Here is a 19576-nt window from a genome sequence, read left to right on the forward strand (position 1 = left end):
CGTGATCGTCCGGAAACCGGGGCTTCCTACGGTCGTGGGGGTGGGAGACCTCCCACCCGGGAGGACGACGACGAGGGGTGCCGATGGAGCCGGAGGGCGGGACTTCGCGAACGGTCTGCTCGTACTGCGGGGTCGGCTGCGGCATCGTCCTCGACGTCGCGCGCGACCCGGCGACCGGGCTGCGGAGGGTCGTGAAGGCGTCCGGCGACAAGGCGCACCCGGCCAACTCCGGACGGCTGTGCACGAAGGGGGCCACGAGCGCCGACATGACGGCGGCACCGGGCCGGATCGGGAAGGCGCTGGTCCGGGCGGAGCGCGGCGGCGAGCCGGTCGAGACGGACGTGGACGCCGCCGTCGAGGCGGTCGCGGGGCGGCTGCGCGCGATCCTGGACGAGCACGGGCCCGACGCGCTGTCCTTCTACGTCTCCGGGCAGATGTCGCTGGAGGCGCAGTACCTGGCGAACAAGCTGGCCAAGGGCTTCGTCCGCACCCACCAGATCGAGTCGAACTCCCGGCTGTGCATGGCGTCGGCCGGTTCCGGCTACAAGCTGTCGCTCGGCGCGGACGGGCCGCCCGGCTCGTACCGGGACCTCGACCACGCGGACGTCTTCCTCGTGATCGGCTCCAACATGGCGGACTGCCACCCGATCCTCTTCCTGCGGATGATGGACCGGGTGAAGTCGGCCGGGGCGAAGCTGATCGTCGTCGACCCCCGGCGCAACGCCACCGCCGACAAGGCGGACCTCTTCCTGCCGATCCGGCCGGGCACCGACCTCGCCCTGCTCAACGGGCTGCTGCACCTCCTCGTCGAGAACGGGCACGTCGACGAGGAGTTCGTCGCGGAGTTCACGGAGGGCTGGGAGGAGATGCCCGCCCTGCTCGCCGACCACCCGCCCGCGAAGGTCGCCGGGATCACCGGCCTCCCCGAGGCGGACATCCGGGAGGCCGCGCGGTGGATCGGCGAGGCCGGGGCGTGGACGAGCTGCTGGACCATGGGGCTCAACCAGTCCACGCACGGCACCTGGAACACCAACGCGCTCGTCAACCTGCACCTCGCGACCGGCGCGATCTGCCGTCCGGGCGCCGGCCCCTTCTCGCTCACCGGCCAGCCCAACGCCATGGGCGGCCGGGAGATGGGCTACATGGGGCCGGGGCTGCCCGGCCAGCGGTCGGTGCTCGTCGACGCCGACCGCGCCTTCGTCGAGGAGCTGTGGAACGTCCCCGAGGGGACGCTGCGGGCCGAGGCGGGGCGCGGCACGGTCGACATGTTCGAGCGGATGGCGGCCGGGGACATCAAGGCCTGCTGGATCATCTGCACCAATCCGGTCGCCTCGGTCGCCAACCGCAGGACCGTCATCGACGCCCTGGAGGCCGCCGAACTCGTCGTCACCCAGGACGTGTTCGCCGAGACCGAGACCAACGCGTACGCGGACGTGGTGCTGCCGGCCACGCTGTGGGCGGAGTCCGACGGCGTCATGGTCAACTCCGAGCGGAACCTCACCCTCGTCCAGGGGGTCGTCGACCCGCCCGGGCAGGCCCTGCCCGACTGGCTGCTCATCGCCCGGGTCGCCTGCGCGATGGGCTTCGCCGAGGGCTTCACGTACGCCTCCGCCGAGGAGGTGTTCGAGGAGCTCAAGCGGGCGTGGAACCCGCAGACCGGCTGGGACCTGCGCGGCGTGACGTACGAGAGGCTGCGCGCCACCCCCGTCCAGTGGCCGGCCGCGACCCTCGACGGCCCCGACCGCAACCCGGTCCGGTACGTGAACGACGGCGTCAGCCAGACGCTCCTGGAGCGCGAGGACGGCACCCGGCCCCGGCTGGCCTTCCCGACGGCGAGCGGGCGCGCCCGGTTCTTCGCGCGCCCGCACCTGCCGGCGGCGGAACTGCCCGACGACTCCTACCCGTTCGTCCTGAACACCGGGCGCCTCCAGCACCAGTGGCACACGCTGACCAAGACCGGCAAGGTCGCCAAGCTCGCGAAGCTGAACCCCGGTCCCTTCGTCGAGATCCATCCCGAGGACGCGGCGGCGCTCGGCATCGCCGAGGGCGACGGCGTGGAGATCGCCTCGCGGCGCGGGCGCGCCGTCCTGCCCGCCGTGGTCACCGACCGGGTCCTGCCCGGGAACTGCTTCGCCCCGTTCCACTGGAACGACCTGTTCGGCGAGTACCTCGGCATCAACGCCGTCACCAACGACGCCGTCGATCCGGTCTCCTTCCAGCCCGAGTTCAAGGTGTGCGCGGTGACCCTCGCGAAGACGGCCGCCCCCGTGCCCGTACCCGTCGCCCGCCCGGAGGAGGAGCGGGCACAGGCGGCGGGACGGGCTCCGGAGGCGGGACGGGAGCCGGACGGAGGGGCCGTGCCCGCGCTCGCCGCCCTGTTCGGCGTCGCGGACCTCGCCCCTCCCCCGTTCACCGAGCCGGAGCGCCACTACCTCGCGGGCTTCCTCGCCGGACTCGCCGGACCCCCCGGGCTCTCCGGGCCCGCCGGAGCGTCCGCCGACGGCCGCGTGCCGGTCCTCCCGGCGTCCGCGCCCTTCGCGCCGGAACGCGGGCTCTGGGTCGACGGGGTGCTCGCCGGGGCGTTCTCGCGCGCCGCCGCACCGGCGGCCGCACCGGCTCCGGACCCGTCCGGCGGCCCGGCGCAGGACGGGCAGCGGGCCGTCCCCGCGCGCCGTCTGCTGGTCCTGTGGGCCTCCCAGACCGGCACGGCCGAGGAGTTCGCCGCCACCGCCGCCGGCCGGCTCGCCGAGGCCGGGCACTCCCCGGCCCTCCTCCCGATGGAGGGCGCGGACCCCGGGGAGATCGGCCCCGACGCGGACCTGCTGGTGGTGACCAGTACGTTCGGGGACGGCGACGCCCCGGACAACGGAACGGCCTTCTGGCAGGCGCTGGCCGCCCCCGACGCCCCGCGCCTCGACGGCGTCCGCTTCGCCGTCCTGGCCTTCGGCGACTCCGGCTACGCCGACTTCTGCGGCCACGGCCGGCGCGTCGACGAGCGCCTCGCCGCACTCGGCGCCACCCGCCTCCACCCCCGTACCGACTGCGAACCCGACCACGAGGAGGGCTCCGGGGCCTGGCTCGCGGCGCTCCTGCCGCTGCTCGCCGCCCCGGCCCCCGGGTCGGCCCCGGCCCCGGTGCCGTCTCCCTCCCCGGCCCGTGGGCCCGTCCCCGCCGGGCGGGTCGCGGACTCCGGGGCGGCGCGGCCCCCGGAGTACACGAAGGCCTCCCCGTTCGCCACGCTCCTCGTCGGCAACCGGCTGCTGAGCCTGCCCGGTTCCCAGAAGGAGGTGCGGCGGTTCGCCTTCGACACCCGGGGCGGCGAGCTCGCGTACGAGGCGGGCGACGCGCTCGGGGTGTGGCCGGTGAACGGCACCGGTCCGGTCGCCGAGTGGCTGGCGCTCACGGGGCTCGACCCGGACGAGCCGGTCGACGCGGGCGGCGCCGGGCCCCTCCCGCTGGCCGAGGCCCTGCGGACCCGCCTCGACGTCACGCGCGTCACCCCGGACCTGCTGAGGTTCGTGGCCGAGCGCTCCGGGAGCCACGACCTCAGGCGGCTGCTGCGCCCCGGCAACAAGGACGAGCTGGCGAAGTGGGGGTGGGGCCTCCAGATGGCCGACGTGATCGGCGGCTTCCCCGTCCGCGCCTCCGCCGCCGAGTGGACCGGGGTCCTCAAGCGCCTCCAGCCGCGCCTGTACTCGATATCCTCCAGCCCGCTGGCCCACCCGGGCGAGGTCCGGCTCACCGTCTCCGTCGTGCGCTACACCAACGACCGCGGCCGGGACCGCACGGGCGTGTGCTCCGCCTACCTCGCCGACCACGCCGACGACGGCCCCGTCCAGGTCTTCGTGCAGCGCTCCCCGCACTTCCGGCCGCCCGCCGACCCCGCCACGCCCATGATCATGGTCGGCCCCGGGACGGGCGTGGCCCCCTTCGTCGGCTTCCTGGAGGAGCGCCGGGCCCGGGGCCACACCGGCCGCAACTGGCTGTTCTTCGGCGAGCAGCGCGAGGCCACCGACTTCTACTACCGCGAGGAGCTGGAGGAACGGCTCGCCTCCGGCCATCTGCACCGGCTCGACACCGCCTTCTCCCGCGACCGGCGCAACAAGGTCTACGTCCAGGACCGCATGCGCGAGCACGGCTCCGTCCTCTGGTCCTGGCTGCGGGACGGCGCGCACTTCTACGTCTGCGGCGACGCCGCCCGCATGGCCAAGGACGTCGACCGGACCCTGCGCGAACTCGTCGCCCGGCACGGCGGGATGGGCGCCGAGGAGGCGGCCGCCTACGTCGAGCGGATGGCCGCGGACCGGCGGTACGTCCGCGACGTGTACTGACCCCGGGCGGCGGGACGGACCGGACCGGCACCGTTGCGCCAAGCCGTGGCCGGAATCCCCGAAAACCCTTCCGTACCGCCCCGGTGCCGGAGAATCGGGGGCATCGACAGGAAGCACCGGGGGGATCTTCATGCCGCGATGGAAGGAACTGCCGGCGGACCTCGAGGGCAGCGAACGCCAACTGCTCGCCTGGTTACGCAGACTGAAGGACCACAGCGGTCTCAGCCTCGCCGCCCTGGCGGGCCGGACCAGCTACAGCCGCTCCTCGTGGGAGCGGTACCTGAACGGGAAGAAGCCCGTGCCGCGCCGGGCGGTCGAGGAACTGGCCCGGGAATGCGGGACGGAGCCCACCCGACTCATCGTGCTGTACGAGGTCGTCGAACGGGCCCGCGCCAAGGCGCCCGGCCGGGCGGGCGAACCGCCCGCCGGCGCGGAACCCGCGCCGGCGGAGGCGGAGGGGAGCGAAGGGGCCGAGGAGCCCGGGCGGACCGGGGAGAGCGGGGCGGAGAGGCCGTCCGCGCCGGCGCGTGCCCCCTCACCGGCCCGGCTGCTGCTCGCGGCGGTCCTCGTCGCCGCCGTGTCCTTCGGCGCCGGACTGCTGACGGCCGGTGCCTGGGACGACGGGGACGAGGCGGGGGCGAAGGCCGCGGTGGCCGGGAGCGGGTACCTGCGCGGTCAGTCCTACCCCTGCGAGGCGCGGCGCGGGGACGGCGGGCTGCGGGCGGGGCACAGCGACACCCGCGAGATGCTGCTCGACATCAACAGCACGGGCTTCGACGTGGTGGAGGCCCAGTGCCTGCTGCACGCGAAGGGGTTCGGCCCCGGAGCCTTCGACGGACTCTACGACGAGCGGACCAAGAAGGCGGTCAAGGACTTCCAGCGGAGCCGCCGTCTGGTCGCCGACGGCATCGTCGGTCCCGACACCTGGGGGGAGCTGCGCCGGTGAGCGCCTCCGCGGGCGAGCAGCTGGCGGAGGACCTCAGGGAGGTCAGGAGGCGGTCCGGGCTGAGCCTGGCCGCGCTCGCGGCCCGTACCCCCTACAGCAAGTCGTCGTGGGAGCGGTACCTCAACGGCCGGAAGCCCGCGCCCCGTCAGGCCGTCGAGGCGTTGTGCGCGCTGACGGGCGAGCCGGGCGGGCGGATGCTGGCGCTCTGGGAGCTGGCGGACGCCGAGTGGAGCGGCCGGGCAAGGGCCGGGGCCGCCTCCGGGCCGGCGGCCGTACGGGCCGGCCCGGCCGCGTCGCACGCGCCCGTCGCACCGGTGGCGGACACGCCGGAGGGCGCCGCCCGTGGCCGCCGGTGGCCACGGGGCCCTTCCCGCGCCGGTGTCCGCCGGTGGTCGGTGGCCGTCGCGGTCGCCGTGGTCGCGGCGGGCGGCCTGAGCGCCTCCTCCCTGGTCGGCGCCGGGGCCGGGGGGCGGGCGGGTGCCGTGACGGAGTCCCCGGTGCGCAATCCGGGCTGCCGGGGCAGCACGTGCGAGGGCCGGAGCCCCACGGAGATGGGCTGCGGCGGATCCGGGATGATCACCACGCTCGCCACCCGCACCACCTCCGACGGGCGGCGGCTGGAGCTGCGGCACGCCGAGCTCTGCCACGCCGTGTGGGTCCGGGCCACCGGCCTGGAGGCGGGGGAACGGGTGCGGCTGACGCTGCCGGCCGGGCGGACCCAGCAGGTCGTCGCCGAGGGGCACAGCGTGGACGGCCGGTACCTGTCGACACCGATGTCCGCCGGTGACGGCGGCGGAGGCGTCGCGTTCTGCCTGGAGCGGCCGGGCGGCGACTCCGAGTGCTTCGAGGGCTGAGCCGGCCGGGACGCGGGTACGCACCGGAGGGGCGCGGCCCGCTCCGGTGCGTACGGTGGTCCGTGGCCGTTCACGAGCCGGCCGGGAGCGGATCAGCGGCTGATCCGCCCGGGGCGCGGCCGGGGGCCGGTCAGGAGTTGGCGTACCGCCTGAAGGCGGCCTTGGTGCCGTCCCCGGCATCGCCGTCGATGGCACCGGTGTAGCCCCAGTTGGACTTCAGCCAGCGCTGGAGCGCCTTGATGGTGCCGTCCCCGACGATGCCGTCGATGTCCCCGGTGTAGCCCCAGTAGGCCCTCAGGAAGCGCTGCATCGCCTTCCAGCTCTCGGTGCCGAGCTGGCCGTCGATGGCGCCGTTGTAGCCCCAGTAGTCCCTCAGGTCGCGCTGGACCTTCTTGGCCTGCGTCGAGTTGAGGCCCAGGTTGTTCACCGCGAACACGGAGACGGACTCGGCGCCCGCGACCGTCCCGGAGACCTGACCGGTCGCGGCGAAGCTGGTACCCGCGGCCGCCACGCTTCCGCCGGCGATGGCGACGGCGGTGGCGACGCCTACGAACGTTTTGGTCATGGTGCGCATGCTGGTTCCCTCTCCCTCGTGGATCCGACCGGGTCGGCCGGTTCGGGAGCAACACTGCGGGGCGGGAGGGAGGGGCCGCCACGGCCGCCGGAGAAGTGACGCGGGTGTGGGACGTCCCACGCGCGGACCTGCGGGGACGCGGTGCGCGGTGGCGGGACGGTGGGACGCCCGTGACGGGCCGGGCCCGCGAGGGGCCGGCCCGTTCGCCGGGCCGGGGCTAGCCGGCGGTGATGCGCAGGACGCCGGTCACCGTGCCCTGGAGGTAGGCGCCGTCCGGGGCGACGGTGCCGGCCATCTGGAGCGTGTCGTACAGGGATCCGATGCCGACCTGCTTGGAGCGGGTGACGCGGCCGGTCTCCGGGTCGATCTGGACGTAGCGGTACGGGTCGAGGACGCCCGTCCCCTTGGTGCCGGGGATGAGCGGGTCGCGCAGGACGGTGTGCAGGGTGTTCGTGGCGGTGGACAGCTTCGGGACGGCCGCCGAGCGCAGGGTGTTGTCCCAGACCGTGGCGCAGCCGGTGCCGTCGGGGCGGATGTCCACCCGGGTCAGGCCGCCGGCGAAGTCGGCCGAGGAGGGGACGGACGGGCCCGCGCCGTCGGGAAGCGCCGGGTACGGGTAGCCGTAGGTGCCGGCGACGAAGACGCTGTCGCCCGCGCCGATCGGCGAGTTCTCGCTGCCGGGGCCGCCGGCGGCCTGGAGGACGGGGATCGAGCAGACCTCCGCGCCACCGGCCGTGCGGTACACCTTGAGGCGGACGGTGGTGTCGGCGTTGTCGACGATCGCGACGTAGTCGGTGCCGGTCTTCGGGCCGAGGAAGGTCGGGGTGGAGCCGCTGCCCCAGCTCAGCAGGCCGGGCTTGCGGGCCCGGCCCCGGTCGTACGCCTGCCGCCAGGCGATCGTCGGGGTGCCGTCGGCGTCCGCGGTGAGCAGGTAGGTGGCGTGGGTGCTGGTGACGGCGGTGCCCTCGGGGGCGGTGGAGATGCTGTTGGCGACGCGCTCGCCGGCGGGCAGGCGCAGGGTGGTGACCCGTCCGGTCCGGTCGTCGGCGAGGCCGACCACGCCGTTGCCGGTGGCGAACCAGACGCGCCCCTGCCAGTCCGGCGAGAGGCCGGTGACCGCGTCGTCGGCGGGGACGGCGGAGGCGAGGGAGAGGCTCCGGTCGACGGAGAGGTGCCACTTCCCCGAGGCGTCCTTGCGGTGGGCGACGCGCAGGAGGCTGCGGCTGCCGTCCACGACGACGAGCCGGTCCTCGTCGTCCAGGTAGGCGTAGACGCCGCCGAGGAGCGAGCCCTTGGTGAGCTGGAGGGTCGTGAGGGAGGAGCCGTCGGCCGGGTCGAGGAGGTGGACGGTCGGGACCTGGCCGAAGATCGGGGTGCACAGGACGACCGGGTGGCCGTCGGAGCCGACGAGGACGGTGGGGCAGGCGGAGGCGAGGGCCACCCGCTTCGACGCGAGGGAGCCCGCGCCGGGGCCCGCCAGCGGGGTGGTGTCCGAGGAGCCGGTGTCCCCGTGCATGGTGGCGGTACCGTCGGGGCCCGCGTACGGGTTGTGCGGCGGTACGGGGGCGAAGTCGGCCGTGGGCGCGGCTCCGGCGGGGACGGCGGTGGCCGCGAGGGCGAGGGCGGAGAACAGCGCGGCGACCAGGGGCCTGCGGCGGGTACGGGGGCGCGCGGACGGGACGGGCATGGCGGGGACGGGATCCTTCCGGGAGGGGGTGCGGGGCGGGTGCGTACGCGGGCGCGGGGGAGGCCCGTACGGGCGGAGTGGTGCGTACGGGCGGGGCGGCGGGCACGGGTGGGCGGGCCCCCGGTCGGCGCTCCCGGGATCGCCGGGAGGGCAGGAGACCGATGGGGCTGGTGGGACTGGTGAGACCGATGGGGCTGAGGGGATCAGCGAGGCTGATGAGTCCTGTGGGGCCGGCCGGGCGTTACGCGGCCGGGGCCCGGCTCCGGCGGACGGAGGCGGGCCGGGGGCGACGGGCGGCGGCCGGGACGGGCATCCCACGACGACGACGGCGACGGCCGAGCGGGTGTCCCGAGGGCGGCGGCTACGGTCGGCGTCCGCGGTCGCGCAGGACCGCGGCCGGGGTCAGCGCCCGCTACAGAGGGCGCCGGACGTACGCGCGAGGTCGACGTGGCGTCGTCGCGTGAGGGTCGTCCGGCTGCTCTTCATGCACATGATCGAACCAGGTGCCCGTCGGCGGGGTCAAGGCGCACCGGCCGCCGTTCCACGGAGTGGGACGGCGGGGCGGTCGGCTCCAACGCCCGTCCCGCGCACGGGGTTTCACCTCGGTGTCACCACCGGCCGCCGAAACCCCGTCCGGGTCCGCGCCGGTGCCGGTGTCGCCCGGGCCTCCGCTCCACGGGGTCGAAGAGGTTCACCGCCAGGGCCGCCATGACGAGGCCCGCCGCCAGGAGCAGGCCGTGCGGGACGAGCCCTCCGACGACGACGGCGGCGAGGGCGAGGGTCATGGCCAGCCAGGCCCGGCCGCGCCGGTGCTCGCGGGGGCGCCGGGGGCGGCCTTCGCGCAGGCCGCGGGCGAGGCGGGGGTCGTCGCGCCACAGGACGGCCTCCAGGTCGGCCTTCAGGTCGGCGATCCTCTCCTCGTCGGAGTCGCCCATGGTGTCCTCACTCCTCTCGGTGGCCCGGCGGGGCGTCGGTCAGGCCAGGACGAAGTAGCGCAGCCAGACGTACAGGCCCGCGATGGCGGTGGTGACGGCGGTGACGACCAGGCCGTACCTGCTGAACTGCCAGAAGGAGATGGGGTGGCCCGCGCGTTCGGCGATGCCGACGGTGACGACGTTGGCGGAGGAGGCGATGATCGTGGCGTTGCCGGCGAGGTCCGCGCCCAGGGCGAAGGACCACCAGAGCACGCCGGCCCGTTCGGTCCCGCCGGAGGACTCGACGATCTGGGAGACGACCGGGCTGACCGAGGCGACGAACGGGATGTTGTCGATGACGGCGGAGGGCACCACCGAGCCGAAGAGCAGGGCCATCGAGGTGCCGAACAGCTTCCCCTCGGTGGCCCGGGCCGCCGCCTCCCCGATGTCGGTGATGACCCCGGTCCGCACCATGGCGCCGACCATGACGAAGAGCCCGGCGAAGAACGCCAGCGTCTGCCACTCCACGTCCGCCACCACCTTCTCGGGCTTCAGCCGGGAGACGGCGAGCAGGATCAGTCCTCCGCTGACGGCCACGACGGAAGGTTCCAGGTGCAGGGCGGTGTGCAGGACGAAGCAGACCATCACCAGGCCGATGACGACGCCGCTGACTACGAGGAGCCGCTTGTCGGTGATCGCCTCCCGTTCGTTCATCGCCATGACCCGTTCGGCCCGTTCCGGGTCGTACGAGAAGGAGCTCCGGAACATCCAGCGGGCCATCACCGCGAACACCAGGATCAGGAAGGTGGTGATGGGTGCCATGTGGAGCAGGAAGTCGTTGAAGGAGAGGCCGGCCCGCGAGCCGATCATGATGTTGGGCGGGTCGCCGATCAGGGTGGCGGCGCCCCCGATGTTGCAGGCCATGACCTCGGCGATCAGGTACGGCACGACGGGGAGCCCGAGCTTGCCGCAGACCGCGATCGTGACCGGGGCGATCAGGAGGACGGTGGTGACGTTGTCCAGCCACGCCGACAGGACGGCGGTGGTGAGGATCAGGAGCACCATGAGGCGGTACGGGCGCCCCCGTGAGCGTTTCGCGGCCCAGATGGCGACGAACTCGAACACGCCGGTGCGTTTGAGGACGGAGACGATCAGCATCATGCCGAGGAGCAGGAAGAGGACGTTCCAGTCGATGCCCGTGTGCTCGGAGAAGAAGGCGTCCTCCGGGCCGGTCGCCCCGATGAGCAGCATCGCGACCGCGCCGCCGAGGGCCGCGGCGACCCGGTGGACCCATTCCGTGGCGATCAGTACGTAGACGGCCGCGAACACCGCGACGGTCGCCCACGTGGTCACGCTCACGGCGGACCCGCCGGGTGGGGACGGCGGCCGGGTTCGGGCGGGGTCTCCGGAGCGGTGCGGGGGCTCCGTGGTCTGCAGGGGGGAGGTGTCATGGGCGCGGACTCCGTTCGTGCCATGGCCCGGAAGGCCGGCGCCACCGGCCGGACCCGCACTCCGTGCGCCCCGCCCCGCGCACCGACGCGGCGACCGGGTCGCCGGGCGATCCTCCACCCCACCATCCCCCGGGGCACCGTCCGTCCACATCGGGGCCGGCACCCATTTCCGCCCGTCGCACGCGGTTCCGGCCGCCGTCGCCAGAAGTGTCCGGCATGCCCGTTTCAAGGGGCGTGTTCGCGGCAAGTCGCCCGGCATGATGCAGATCGGCTACACGATGATGACCGAGCAGGCCGGACCCCGTGAGCTGGTGGGGCACGTGGTCGAGGCGGAGCGCGTCGGATTCGACTTCTCCGTGATCTCGGACCACTCCTTCCCGTGGCTGGACTCGCAGGGCCACGCCCCGTACGCGTGGAGCGTCCTGGGTGCGGCGGCGCAGGCCACCTCCCGCATCCCGCTGATGACGTACGTGACCTGTCCGACCTTCCGCTACCACCCGGCGATCGTGGCGCAGAAGGCGGCGACCGTGCAGTTGCTGTCGGAGGGCCGGTTCCGGCTCGGCCTCGGCTCGGGCGAGATCCTGAACGAGCACGTCGTCGGCGAGGGCTGGCCCTCGGCGGGCGTCCGCCTGGAGATGCTGGACGAGGCCGCCGGGATCATCCGCGACCTGTTCTCCGGCGAGTACGTGACCCACCGCGGGACCCACTTCCAGGTCGAGAACGCCAAGCTGTGGGACGTCCCCGACACTCCCCCGCCCATCGGGATCGCCGTGTCGGGCCCGCACTCCTGCAAGGTCGCCGGGCACCGGGCGGACCTGGTGATCGCCACGGAGCCGAAGGGAGAGCTGCTCGACGCCTTCGACGAGCACGGCGGCGCGGGCAAGCCGCGCGTCGGCCAGGTGCCGGTCTGCTACGACCCCGACCGGGACGCGGCGGTGGCGCGCGCGCACGACCAGTTCCGCTGGTCGCTGGGCGGCTGGGGCGTCAACTCCGAGCTTCCGCTGCCCTCCGGGTTCGCCCAGGCCACCGAGACCGTGCGGCCCGAGGACGTGGCGGAGAGCATCCCGTGCGGCGACGACGTCGACGCGTTCGTGGAGGCCGCCCGCCCGTACGCCGAGGCCGGGTTCACCGAGCTGGCCCTCGTCCAGATCGGCGGCGGGCACCAGGAGCCGTTCCTGCGCTGGGCGGAGAAGGAGCTGCTGCCGGCCCTGCGCGAGCTCTGAGGACGGGACGGAGGCGGGGCACCGACCGTGAGCGAATGGATCTTCTCCGCGAGGGTATCCGCCGTTCCGAACCGAACTGCCCCGTCTCCGACAGGAAGGGCGATCATGCTTCTCACCTCTCTCTCCGCCGCCGCACCGTCTTCCCTCCTGGCCGCGAGAGGTTCTTCCTCGCTCCTGCTGATCGTGGTCGGCGTGGTGGTGGCGGCCCTGCTGCTCGGCGCGTTCTGGTGGGGCTCCCGGCGGGTGGCCCGGCGGAGGCAGGCCCCGGGCGTGGTACAGCCCCCGGCGGCGGAGGCCCGGCGGGACTCCTGGCAGCCGCCGGAGGAGTCCGAGCGGGAGCAGGGCCGCTGAGGCACGGGCCATGAGGATCCCGATACGGAACTCCGAGGAGGCGTCCGCGCCGGCGGACCGCGTGCCGCCGGTGCCCGGCGCCCCGTCCCGGGCGAAAGGCCGATCGCTGTGACCCAGGTGACCCCTCCCCTCGGCGGGGACCTCGCCGCGCCGCCCGGGAACGGGCGGGCGGACACGCCGCGCGTATACCGGCTCCCGGGGGTGTACGCACCCCAGGGGGACACCACGCTGCTGCTCGCGAACCTGGCGCGCGAGGAGTTCCGGCACGGCGCGCGGTCGCTCGACCTATGCACCGGGACCGGTGTCGTCGCGGTCGCCTCCGCCCTGCGGGGCACGCGGGCGACCGCCGTGGACATCTCGCGCGCGGCCGTCACCACGGCCCGCCTCAACGCGCTGCGGCACCGCTGCCGGGTGCGGCTGTTCCGGGGCGACCTGGAGGCCCCGGTGGCGCACGAGCGCTTCGACCTGATCACCGTGAACCCGCCGTACGTGCCCTGTGAGGACCCCGCGCTGCCCGTGCGCGGCCCCCGGAGGGCCTGGGACGCGGGGACGGACGGACGCCTCCTGCTCGACCGGGTCTGCGCCCGGGTGCCCCGTCTGCTCACCTCCACCGGAACCCTGCTCGTCGTGCAGTCGTCGCTCTCCGGCGTCACCGCCACCCTGGACGGTCTGCGCCGGGCCGGGCTGCGCGCCCGGGTGGCCGACCGTCGCGTCCAGCCCTTCGGCCCGGTGATGTCCTCCCGCGAGGACTGGTTCGCCGCCCGGGGGCTCGTCCCGCCCGGGACGCGCGCGGAGGACCTGGTCGTCATCCGCGCGTCCCGCGCGTGATCCCCGGCCCCTCCCCCGCCGCACCGCCCGCGCATGGGCGCGGCCCGGCGGGGCAGCCGCGCAGCAGAGGAAACGAGACAGCCGATGGGTGGTGTGTGATGTCCCCTTCCCCGGACGTACGGCCCGGGGCCGTGCCCCCGGTGCGGACGGAAGGCCCCGCGCGGAGCGCGCCGACCCTGGTCCGGCCCCTGGACGACGGGCCGATGCTCGTCGAGGGGCCGGTGGACGTCGTCATGCCCGACGGATCGGTGCGGCACTGCGAGCGGCCCGTGGTCGCCCTGTGCACGTGCCGGCGGAGCCGCCGGGCCCCGTTCTGCGACACCAGCCACCGTCACCGGCAGCGGCGCCCCCGCCCGGCGGCCGACTCCCCGGAGGACCCCACCTCATGACCGCCGCCCCGCAGACCGTGCGCACCGCCTCCGGCGCGCCCGGGGTCCCCGAGGCCCGCGGCGAGGTGTCGCGGGCGGTCCGGCGACGGCTGCTCGGCGACCCCGGGGCGCTGCCCGACGGCCCCGAGGTCGCGCGCTGCGATCCGTACGGCGAGGACCTCCAGCTCGCCCTGCACCTCTGCTACGCCCTGCACTACCGGGGGTACGACGGGGTTCCCGAGACCCTCGAATGGGACCCTCACCTGCTCAGGACCCGCGCCCTCCTGGAGCACCGCTTCGAGAGCGCGCTGCGCCACGACCGCCGGCACCGCGGGGACGTGGACGAGGAGCTGGGCGCCCTGCTCGTGGAGCCCGCCGAGCCCACCGGCGTCTCCGCGTTCCTCGCCTCGCGGGGAGAGCGGTGGCAGGTGCGGGAGTACGCGGCGCTCCGCTCCGTGTCGCAGCTCCGGGAGGCCGACCCGTACCTCTGGGTGATCCCCCGGCTGCGCGGCCGCGCCAAGGCGGCGATGGTGGCGATCGAGTACGACGAGTTCGGCTGCGGGCGCGCCGACCGGATGCACGAGCGGCTCTACGCCGACCTCATGGTGGACCTGGGGCTCGACCCCGCGTACGGGCGGTACGTGGACGCGGTGGGGGCCGAGACGCTGGCGGCCGTGAACCTGTCGACCTTCCTCGCCCTGCACCGGCGGCTGCGCGGCGCGCTGGTGGGGCACTTCGCCGTCGTCGAGGTGACCTCGCCGCCGGCCGCCGCCCGGCTCGTCGAGGCGATGCGGCGGACGGGCGCGGGTCCGGCGGCGGAGCGCTACTACGACGAGCACGTGGAGGCCGACGCCGTCCACGAACAGCTCGTGCGCCGGGAGGCCGTGGGCGGCCTCCTGGAGGACGAGCCGGACCTCGCGCCCGACGTGGCTTTCGGCATCGCGGCGACCGGCTTCCTGGAGGACCGGCTCGGCGCTCGCGTGCTGAACTCCTGGACGGAGGGCCGGAGCGCGCTCCGGACCCCGCTCGCCCCTGAAGGCCGCGAGGACTCCGACGACCGCGACCGGATCGTGTCCGGGAGGTAGCGCCGTCCGCCCGGCGGGGCCCGGCCCGCGGGCCGGGTCCCGCCCTCCCTCAGCCGTGCTCCCCCACCGCCGCCACGGCGTCCGCCGCCGTGCTCCCTCCCGCGCCGGGCTCCGGCTCCCAGCGGAGCAGGTCGCCCGGCTGGCAGTCGAGGACCTCGCAGAGGGCGCCGAGGGTGGTGAAGCGCACCGCCTTGGCCCGTCCGTTCTTCAGCACGGCGAGGTTGGCCGGGGTGATGCCCACGCGTTCCGCGAGTTCGCCCACGGACATCTTGCGCCGGGCCAGCATCACGTCGACGTCCACGACGATCGGCATCAGATCACCTCGGCGAGCTCGGCCCGCATCCGCTTCGCCTCGGCCTCGCGCTCGACGGCCTGGGCGAGGAGCATCCGCAGCACGAGCACGATCAGGGCCACGCCCAGGACCGCCAGGCTCGCCCCGCAGATCAGGAGCACCACGCCCGGGGCGGCGGCCTCGCCGGGCGCCAGGAGGACGGCGAACGCGAACACCAGGGCGGCGCCCGTGGCGAAGGCACCGGTGACGACGTCCACGTAACGGAAGGCGCCGTGCGAGAACACCGTGCCGCGCCGCACCATCGTCACGAGCCGCCACACGCAGACCAGTACGGTCTGCGCGGTCAGCGCGCCCAGGACGACGAGCACGAGCACCGGTGTGCGGAGGTGGGCGTACTCCGGCCTGAGCCCGTCCAGGTCGGCGGCCAGGAGCGGCACCATCACCGTCTCCACGAAGACCGAACCCGCGAGCAGTCCCGCGAGCACGGCCCGCAGGGCGAACACCGTCAGCTTCCCCATGACATCCCCTTCGATCGAAAACCGATAATAAGCTATCGATAGTCGATAGGTACGGCAAGACGGGGGTGCCGTGAGGGCGGAGGGGGCGTGGGTCAGGGCTCGCGGCGGAGGAGCAGGAGGGCGACGTCGTCGGTGCGGTGCGCGGGGTTCTTCACGTGCCGGATCAGGCCGTCCGCGAGCGCGTCCAGGTCCCCGGGCCGGGACCGCGCGAGGCGGCCGGACAGCTCCGCCGTGGCCGTGCCGATGTCGACGCCGGGCGCCTCGACGAGCCCGTCGGTGTAGAGGGCGAGGACGGAACCGGCCTCCCAGGGCACCTCCGCCGTGGCGTACTCGACGTCCGGGGCGATCCCGAGGAGGAGGCCCGGCGGGACCTCCAGGAGCCGGGTCCGGCCGTCGGGCGCGCGCAGGAGCGGCGGCGGATGCCCCGCCGTGGCGAGCCGCAGGCGGTGGCGGGCCAGGTCGAGTTCGACGATCAGACAGCTGGTGAAGCGGTCCGGGTCCAGGTCGTTCAGGAGCCGGTTGGTCCGGGCCAGGATGTCACCCGGCGACGCGCCGGCCGTCGCGTGCGCGTGGACGGCGGTGCGCACCTGCCCCATGAGGGCGGCGGCGTTCGGATCGTGCCCCTGGACGTCGCCGATGACGGCGATGACGGTGTCGGGCGCGGCGCGAATGAGGTCGTAGAAGTCGCCGCCGACGTCCATGCCGTGACCCGCCGGCAGATAGCGGGCGGCGACCCCGACGCCCGGGAGCGGGAGCAGGCCGTGCGGGAGCAGGCTGGTCTGGAGGCTGTGGGCGAGGGAGTGCTTGGCGTCGTAGAGCCGGGCCCGGGCGAGCGCCTGGGCGATGAGGCCCGCCAGGGAGGTGAGCAGGGCCCGCTCGGCCGCCGGGAAGGAACGCGGCCGGGCGTAGGAGAGGATCAGGGAGCCCACCGGGCGGCCCGAGGCGATCAGCGGCAGGAACGCCCAGGCGGAGCGGTCCTCGTAGCGCGGGGCGTGGGGATGGGCGCGGTACAGGTCCTCGGGGCTGGTGAAGAAGACGGGGACGCCGGTGGCGAGGACCTGGGCGTCGGCGACCTCGGCCGTCAGGGGCGTGCCGTCGTACCGGTCCACGAACTCCTGGCGGTAGCCGCGGTGGCCGATGATGCGCAGCCGTCCCTCGTCCGCGCTCATCAGGACGAGGCCCTGCGGGCCGAAGGCGGGCACGATCTGGTCGGCGACGAGCTCGACGACGTCGTGGACGCCGGCCGCCTCCGCCAGGGTCGCCGCCATGTGCATGAGGTGGTACACGGCTCCGGCGCCCACGGGCTCGGCGTGCCGGGAGGTCGGGGCCGGCCCCCCGGAGGGGACGGACGCCTCGAAGACCCCGGGCGAGGCCGAGGTCCCGTGCGTGGCGGAGATGCCGTGCGTGGCGGAGATGCCGTGTGCGGTGGAGATGCCGTGTGCGGTGGAGATGCCGGGCGTGGTGGAGATGCCGGACGGGACCGGCGTCCCGGGCGGGGCCGGGGTCCCGTGCGGGGCCGGCGTCTCGTGCGGGGCCGGCGTCTCGTGCGGGGCCGGGGTCCCGGGCGGGGCCGGGGTCCCGGGCGGGGCCGGGGTCCCGTGCGGGGCCGGGGTCCCGTGCGGAGCCGTCGCGCCCGTCCCGGCCGCCCTTCCTCTCCCCTCCCCTTCCTCCTCTTCCTCGTCGCCCGTCGTGGCGGGTCCCGCCACCCGGGTGATGTGGACGCTGATGCCGGTGCCGTCCGGATACAGCTCGAACAGCAGCCGCGTCGCCGGACGCCGCGCGACGGTGAAGGACGTCGGCTGGCGGCTGACCACCGCCGCGCGGTAGCGGTCCTCGAAGACGGGGTCGTTCAGCCAGAGCAGCGCCTCCCACGGGCGCTTGCCGAGCAGCGCCGCCGCGCCCGCCTGGAGCAGCTCCGCGGCGGCGGTGTTGAGGAAGGTGAGGCGTCCGTCGAGGTCCATGGCGCAGCAGCCGACGGGCAGCCGTTCGGCGAAGCGGAGGGCGGACCGGGACAGGACGGGGTCGGCCTCCGGGGGCCGGTCCGGGTGCACGACGCGCGGTTCGGAGGGGTAGGACGCCGGTTCCCGCTCGGCCGCCCGGCGCAGCAGGCGGGCCGCCCGGCGGCCGAAGTCGTCGAGCGCCGCTCGCTCGTGCTCGTCGAGGTGGGGCGGGTGCCAGACCGGCCACAGCAGGACGGTCCCGCCCCGCACGGCGTCGTCGTCGGCGATCGGGGCGGCGGCGAGGAGGAAGTCGTACGGCAGCACGATGCCCACGCGCGGGTAGCGGCGGGCGATCTCCTGCCGACCTCCCAGCCACACGAGTTCGCGGTCGCGCATGGCGTCGACCACCGGGATCGGGGCGTCGACCGGGATGCGGACCCAGGGGGCCGCGATCTCCTGGGAGACGCCCGACACCAGGGCCAGGCGCAGCATGTCCTCGCCCGGGACCCGGAGGTACATCAGACCGACCGAGGCCCCGGTGTCGCGCATCACGTCGGCGAGGACGGCCTCCAACCGTCCCGCGCCGAAGACGTCATCGGCGTCCGCGTCCGCCGGCTCTCCCATATCCGGACCCTACGCCGGGCCCGTCCGGGCCGCTCGACAGGACCGGCCCATCGGTGGACCGCGCCGGGCGGGCCCCAAGGAAGCTCAACTTAGGTTAGGCTCAGCTAAGTCCCGATCGAAGGGTGAGGGGGTGCGGGCACATCCGCTTTTCGTGTTCCTTCCGGAAGGTCGCGAACGATTCCACGGACGACGACACGAAACGGCGACCGGGGCGGGGACACGGCCGAGAGCCCGAACGGCGCCGCGCACGGCGACCGGTCCCGCGACGCACCCCGTCCGCGAGGCCGGCGGCGCGCGGGGCCGGGTCCCGTCGCGCGGCCCCCGTCCGGCGGGGCGCCGCGAGACGTTCGCCGGGACGCACGGCCGAGGGCCCGCGCCGGCAACCCCGCGCCCCCACCCTGGAACGGCGTTCCGCGGCCCCCTCCCCGGGGCGGCGGCCCCCACACGTACGGAGAGAGACGGAAGAACATGACCGTAAGGGTCGCGGTGGCCGGTGCGAGCGGCTACGCGGGCGGGGAGCTCCTCCGCCTGCTGCTGTCGCATCCCGGCGTGGAGATCGGCGCGGTGACCGCGCACAGCAGCGCGGGCCGCACCCTCGGCTCCGTGCAGCCGCAGCTGGCGGAGCTCGCGGACCGGGTCCTCGGCGAGACCTCGGCGGCCGCCCTGCGCGGTCACGACGTGGTCTTCCTGGCCCTGCCGCACGGGCAGTCCGCCGCGTACGCGCGGGAGTTGGACCCCGGCACGCTGATCGTGGACTGCGGGGCGGACTTCCGCCTGCGCGACCCGGCGGCCTGGGAACGCTTCTACGGCTCCGAACACGCCGGGACCTGGCCGTACGGCCTCCCGGAACTCCCGGGCGCGCGTGACGAGTTGAAGGGCGCGACGCGGATCGCCGTGCCCGGCTGCTATCCCACGGCGGTCACGCTCGCGCAGTTCCCCGCGCACGCGGCCCGGCTCGTGGAGCCGGAGGTCGTGGTCGTCGCGGCCAGCGGGACGTCGGGCGCCGGACGGGCCCTCGAACCGCACCTCCTCGGCGCCGAGGTGATGGGCTCCATGAGCCCGTACGGGGTCGGCGGCGGCCACCGGCACACCCCCGAACTCGTCCAGAACCTCTCCCTGGCGGCCGGCGAGCGCGTCACCGTCTCCTTCACCCCGACGCTCGCCCCGATGCCCCGGGGCATCCTCGCCACCTGCTCGGCACGGCTCCGCCCCGAGGCGCTCGCCGCGGGCCCGGAGGCGGTGCGCGAGGCCTACGCGTCCGCCTACGCGGACGAGCCGTTCGTCCGGCTGCTGCCGCCCGGGCAGTGGCCCTCGACCGCCGCCGTCCTCGGGTCCAACACGGTCCAGGTGCAGATCGCCGTGGACCCGGACGCCGGCCGGCTGGTCTGCGTGAGCGCCGTCGACAACCTGACGAAGGGCACCGCGGGTGGCGCGGTGCAGAGCATGAATGTCGCCCTCGGCCTGCCGGAACGGCTGGGCCTGCCCACGAATGGAGTCACTCCGTGAGCGACGCACGCGCAGCCACCGGTCCGCAGACGACGACGAAGCCCGCACCTCTGCGCTGTGCGGGCGGAGAAGCGAACGGAGAAG

17 protein-coding genes are annotated in these 19576 nt (G+C 74.9%); 9 read left to right on the forward strand and 8 right to left on the reverse strand.

Features of this window, described 5'->3' with window-relative positions; genetic code table 11:
• Positions 1-83: 83 nt before the first annotated feature.
• The 3 genes from ACWGSR_RS01870 to ACWGSR_RS01880 all read left to right on the forward strand — a co-directional run bounded on the left by ACWGSR_RS01870 (position 84) and on the right by ACWGSR_RS01880 (position 6131).
• Positions 84-4331 carry a molybdopterin-dependent oxidoreductase gene (locus tag ACWGSR_RS01870; RefSeq protein ID WP_453563100.1) on the forward strand — a complete coding sequence of 1416 codons (4248 nt, stop codon included), beginning with the start codon at positions 84-86 and terminating at the stop codon, positions 4329-4331.
• Positions 4332-4461: 130 nt separating this feature from the next.
• Positions 4462-5277 carry a peptidoglycan-binding protein gene (locus ACWGSR_RS01875; protein ID WP_453562983.1) on the forward strand — a complete coding sequence of 272 codons (816 nt, stop codon included), beginning with the start codon at positions 4462-4464 and terminating at the stop codon, positions 5275-5277.
• Positions 5274-6131, forward strand: a complete 858-nt coding sequence (locus tag ACWGSR_RS01880; protein ID WP_453562984.1) for a helix-turn-helix domain-containing protein — start codon at positions 5274-5276, stop codon at positions 6129-6131. Before ACWGSR_RS01875 ends, ACWGSR_RS01880 begins: the two co-directional genes overlap by 4 nt.
• Positions 6132-6261: 130 nt before the next feature.
• Here the strand turns inward: ACWGSR_RS01880 and ACWGSR_RS01885 are convergent, their stop codons facing one another.
• From ACWGSR_RS01885 to ACWGSR_RS01905, 5 genes are all read right to left on the reverse strand, one after another.
• Positions 6262-6705: a peptidoglycan-binding domain-containing protein gene (locus tag ACWGSR_RS01885; RefSeq protein ID WP_453562986.1), complete on the reverse strand. Its 444-nt coding sequence runs from the start codon at positions 6703-6705 to the stop codon at positions 6262-6264.
• 217 nt (positions 6706-6922) lie between these two features.
• On the reverse strand, positions 6923-8392 hold the full coding sequence (locus ACWGSR_RS01890; RefSeq protein WP_453562987.1) for a hypothetical protein: 1470 nt from the start codon (positions 8390-8392) through the stop codon (positions 6923-6925).
• Positions 8393-8794: 402 nt separating this feature from the next.
• Positions 8795-8884, reverse strand: coding sequence for a putative leader peptide (locus tag ACWGSR_RS01895; protein WP_376328514.1), 90 nt, complete (start codon positions 8882-8884; stop codon positions 8795-8797).
• A gap of 116 nt (positions 8885-9000) precedes the next feature.
• Entirely contained in the window at positions 9001-9327 is a 327-nt protein-coding gene (locus ACWGSR_RS01900; RefSeq protein ID WP_376239937.1) for a DUF3040 domain-containing protein, read from the reverse strand.
• Positions 9328-9366: 39 nt separating this feature from the next.
• A complete protein-coding gene (locus ACWGSR_RS01905; protein WP_376239934.1) occupies positions 9367-10665 on the reverse strand; it encodes an ArsB/NhaD family transporter in 1299 nt (432 codons plus the stop codon).
• 349 nt (positions 10666-11014) lie between these two features.
• Between ACWGSR_RS01905 and ACWGSR_RS01910 the strand changes: the two genes are divergently transcribed.
• The 5 genes from ACWGSR_RS01910 to ACWGSR_RS01930 all read left to right on the forward strand — a co-directional run bounded on the left by ACWGSR_RS01910 (position 11015) and on the right by ACWGSR_RS01930 (position 14612).
• On the forward strand, positions 11015-11980 hold the full coding sequence (locus ACWGSR_RS01910) for an LLM class F420-dependent oxidoreductase (RefSeq protein ID WP_376239932.1): 966 nt from the start codon (positions 11015-11017) through the stop codon (positions 11978-11980).
• 105 nt (positions 11981-12085) lie between these two features.
• Positions 12086-12331 carry a DUF6479 family protein gene (locus tag ACWGSR_RS01915; RefSeq protein WP_376239929.1) on the forward strand — a complete coding sequence of 82 codons (246 nt, stop codon included), beginning with the start codon at positions 12086-12088 and terminating at the stop codon, positions 12329-12331.
• Positions 12332-12439: 108 nt separating this feature from the next.
• Complete coding sequence (locus tag ACWGSR_RS01920) at positions 12440-13159, forward strand: HemK2/MTQ2 family protein methyltransferase (protein ID WP_376239925.1); 720 nt, start codon at positions 12440-12442, stop codon at positions 13157-13159.
• 98 nt (positions 13160-13257) lie between these two features.
• Positions 13258-13548 (forward strand): CDGSH iron-sulfur domain-containing protein, encoded by a 291-nt coding sequence (locus tag ACWGSR_RS01925; protein WP_376239922.1) that lies wholly within the window; start codon positions 13258-13260, stop codon positions 13546-13548.
• Positions 13545-14612 carry an iron-containing redox enzyme family protein gene (locus ACWGSR_RS01930; RefSeq protein ID WP_453562990.1) on the forward strand — a complete coding sequence of 356 codons (1068 nt, stop codon included), beginning with the start codon at positions 13545-13547 and terminating at the stop codon, positions 14610-14612. Before ACWGSR_RS01925 ends, ACWGSR_RS01930 begins: the two co-directional genes overlap by 4 nt.
• A gap of 49 nt (positions 14613-14661) precedes the next feature.
• On the opposite strand, the gene ACWGSR_RS01935 is transcribed toward ACWGSR_RS01930, so the two are convergent.
• The 3 genes from ACWGSR_RS01935 to ACWGSR_RS01945 all read right to left on the reverse strand — a co-directional run bounded on the left by ACWGSR_RS01935 (position 14662) and on the right by ACWGSR_RS01945 (position 17986).
• Positions 14662-14925, reverse strand: coding sequence for a helix-turn-helix domain-containing protein (locus ACWGSR_RS01935; protein WP_376239916.1), 264 nt, complete (start codon positions 14923-14925; stop codon positions 14662-14664).
• Positions 14925-15422 (reverse strand): DUF2975 domain-containing protein, encoded by a 498-nt coding sequence (locus ACWGSR_RS01940; RefSeq protein WP_376239914.1) that lies wholly within the window; start codon positions 15420-15422, stop codon positions 14925-14927. The genes ACWGSR_RS01935 and ACWGSR_RS01940 overlap by 1 nt, the downstream gene beginning before the upstream one ends.
• A gap of 92 nt (positions 15423-15514) precedes the next feature.
• Entirely contained in the window at positions 15515-17986 is a 2472-nt protein-coding gene (locus ACWGSR_RS01945; protein WP_453562991.1) for a PP2C family protein-serine/threonine phosphatase, read from the reverse strand.
• A 468-nt stretch (positions 17987-18454) separates the two neighbouring features.
• On the opposite strand from ACWGSR_RS01945, the gene argC reads away from it, so the two are divergent.
• Positions 18455-19492 (forward strand): N-acetyl-gamma-glutamyl-phosphate reductase, encoded by a 1038-nt coding sequence (argC, locus tag ACWGSR_RS01950; RefSeq protein ID WP_453562992.1) that lies wholly within the window; start codon positions 18455-18457, stop codon positions 19490-19492.
• Positions 19493-19576 lie beyond the last annotated feature (84 nt).

The sequence above is a fragment of the Streptomyces sp. NPDC055632 genome (genome assembly GCF_053618675.1).

Bases quoted from the DNA above. Each gene is read 5' to 3' on its own strand.
- ACWGSR_RS01870 (WP_453563100.1), top strand. From the start codon at position 84: ATGGAGCCGGAGGGCGGGACTTCGCGAACGGTCTGCTCGTACTGCGGG.
- ACWGSR_RS01875 (WP_453562983.1), top strand. From the start codon at position 4,462: ATGCCGCGATGGAAGGAACTGCCGGCGGACCTCGAGGGCAGCGAACGC.
- ACWGSR_RS01885 (WP_453562986.1), bottom strand. From the start codon at position 6,705: ATGCGCACCATGACCAAAACGTTCGTAGGCGTCGCCACCGCCGTCGCC.
- ACWGSR_RS01890 (WP_453562987.1), bottom strand. From the start codon at position 8,392: ATGCCCGTCCCGTCCGCGCGCCCCCGTACCCGCCGCAGGCCCCTGGTC.
- ACWGSR_RS01895 (WP_376328514.1), bottom strand. From the start codon at position 8,884: ATGTGCATGAAGAGCAGCCGGACGACCCTCACGCGACGACGCCACGTC.
- ACWGSR_RS01900 (WP_376239937.1), bottom strand. From the start codon at position 9,327: ATGGGCGACTCCGACGAGGAGAGGATCGCCGACCTGAAGGCCGACCTG.
- ACWGSR_RS01910 (WP_376239932.1), top strand. From the start codon at position 11,015: ATGATGCAGATCGGCTACACGATGATGACCGAGCAGGCCGGACCCCGT.
- ACWGSR_RS01915 (WP_376239929.1), top strand. From the start codon at position 12,086: ATGCTTCTCACCTCTCTCTCCGCCGCCGCACCGTCTTCCCTCCTGGCC.
- ACWGSR_RS01925 (WP_376239922.1), top strand. From the start codon at position 13,258: ATGTCCCCTTCCCCGGACGTACGGCCCGGGGCCGTGCCCCCGGTGCGG.
- ACWGSR_RS01930 (WP_453562990.1), top strand. From the start codon at position 13,545: ATGACCGCCGCCCCGCAGACCGTGCGCACCGCCTCCGGCGCGCCCGGG.
- ACWGSR_RS01935 (WP_376239916.1), bottom strand. From the start codon at position 14,925: ATGCCGATCGTCGTGGACGTCGACGTGATGCTGGCCCGGCGCAAGATG.
- ACWGSR_RS01940 (WP_376239914.1), bottom strand. From the start codon at position 15,422: ATGGGGAAGCTGACGGTGTTCGCCCTGCGGGCCGTGCTCGCGGGACTG.
- ACWGSR_RS01945 (WP_453562991.1), bottom strand. From the start codon at position 17,986: ATGGGAGAGCCGGCGGACGCGGACGCCGATGACGTCTTCGGCGCGGGA.
- argC (WP_453562992.1), top strand. From the start codon at position 18,455: ATGACCGTAAGGGTCGCGGTGGCCGGTGCGAGCGGCTACGCGGGCGGG.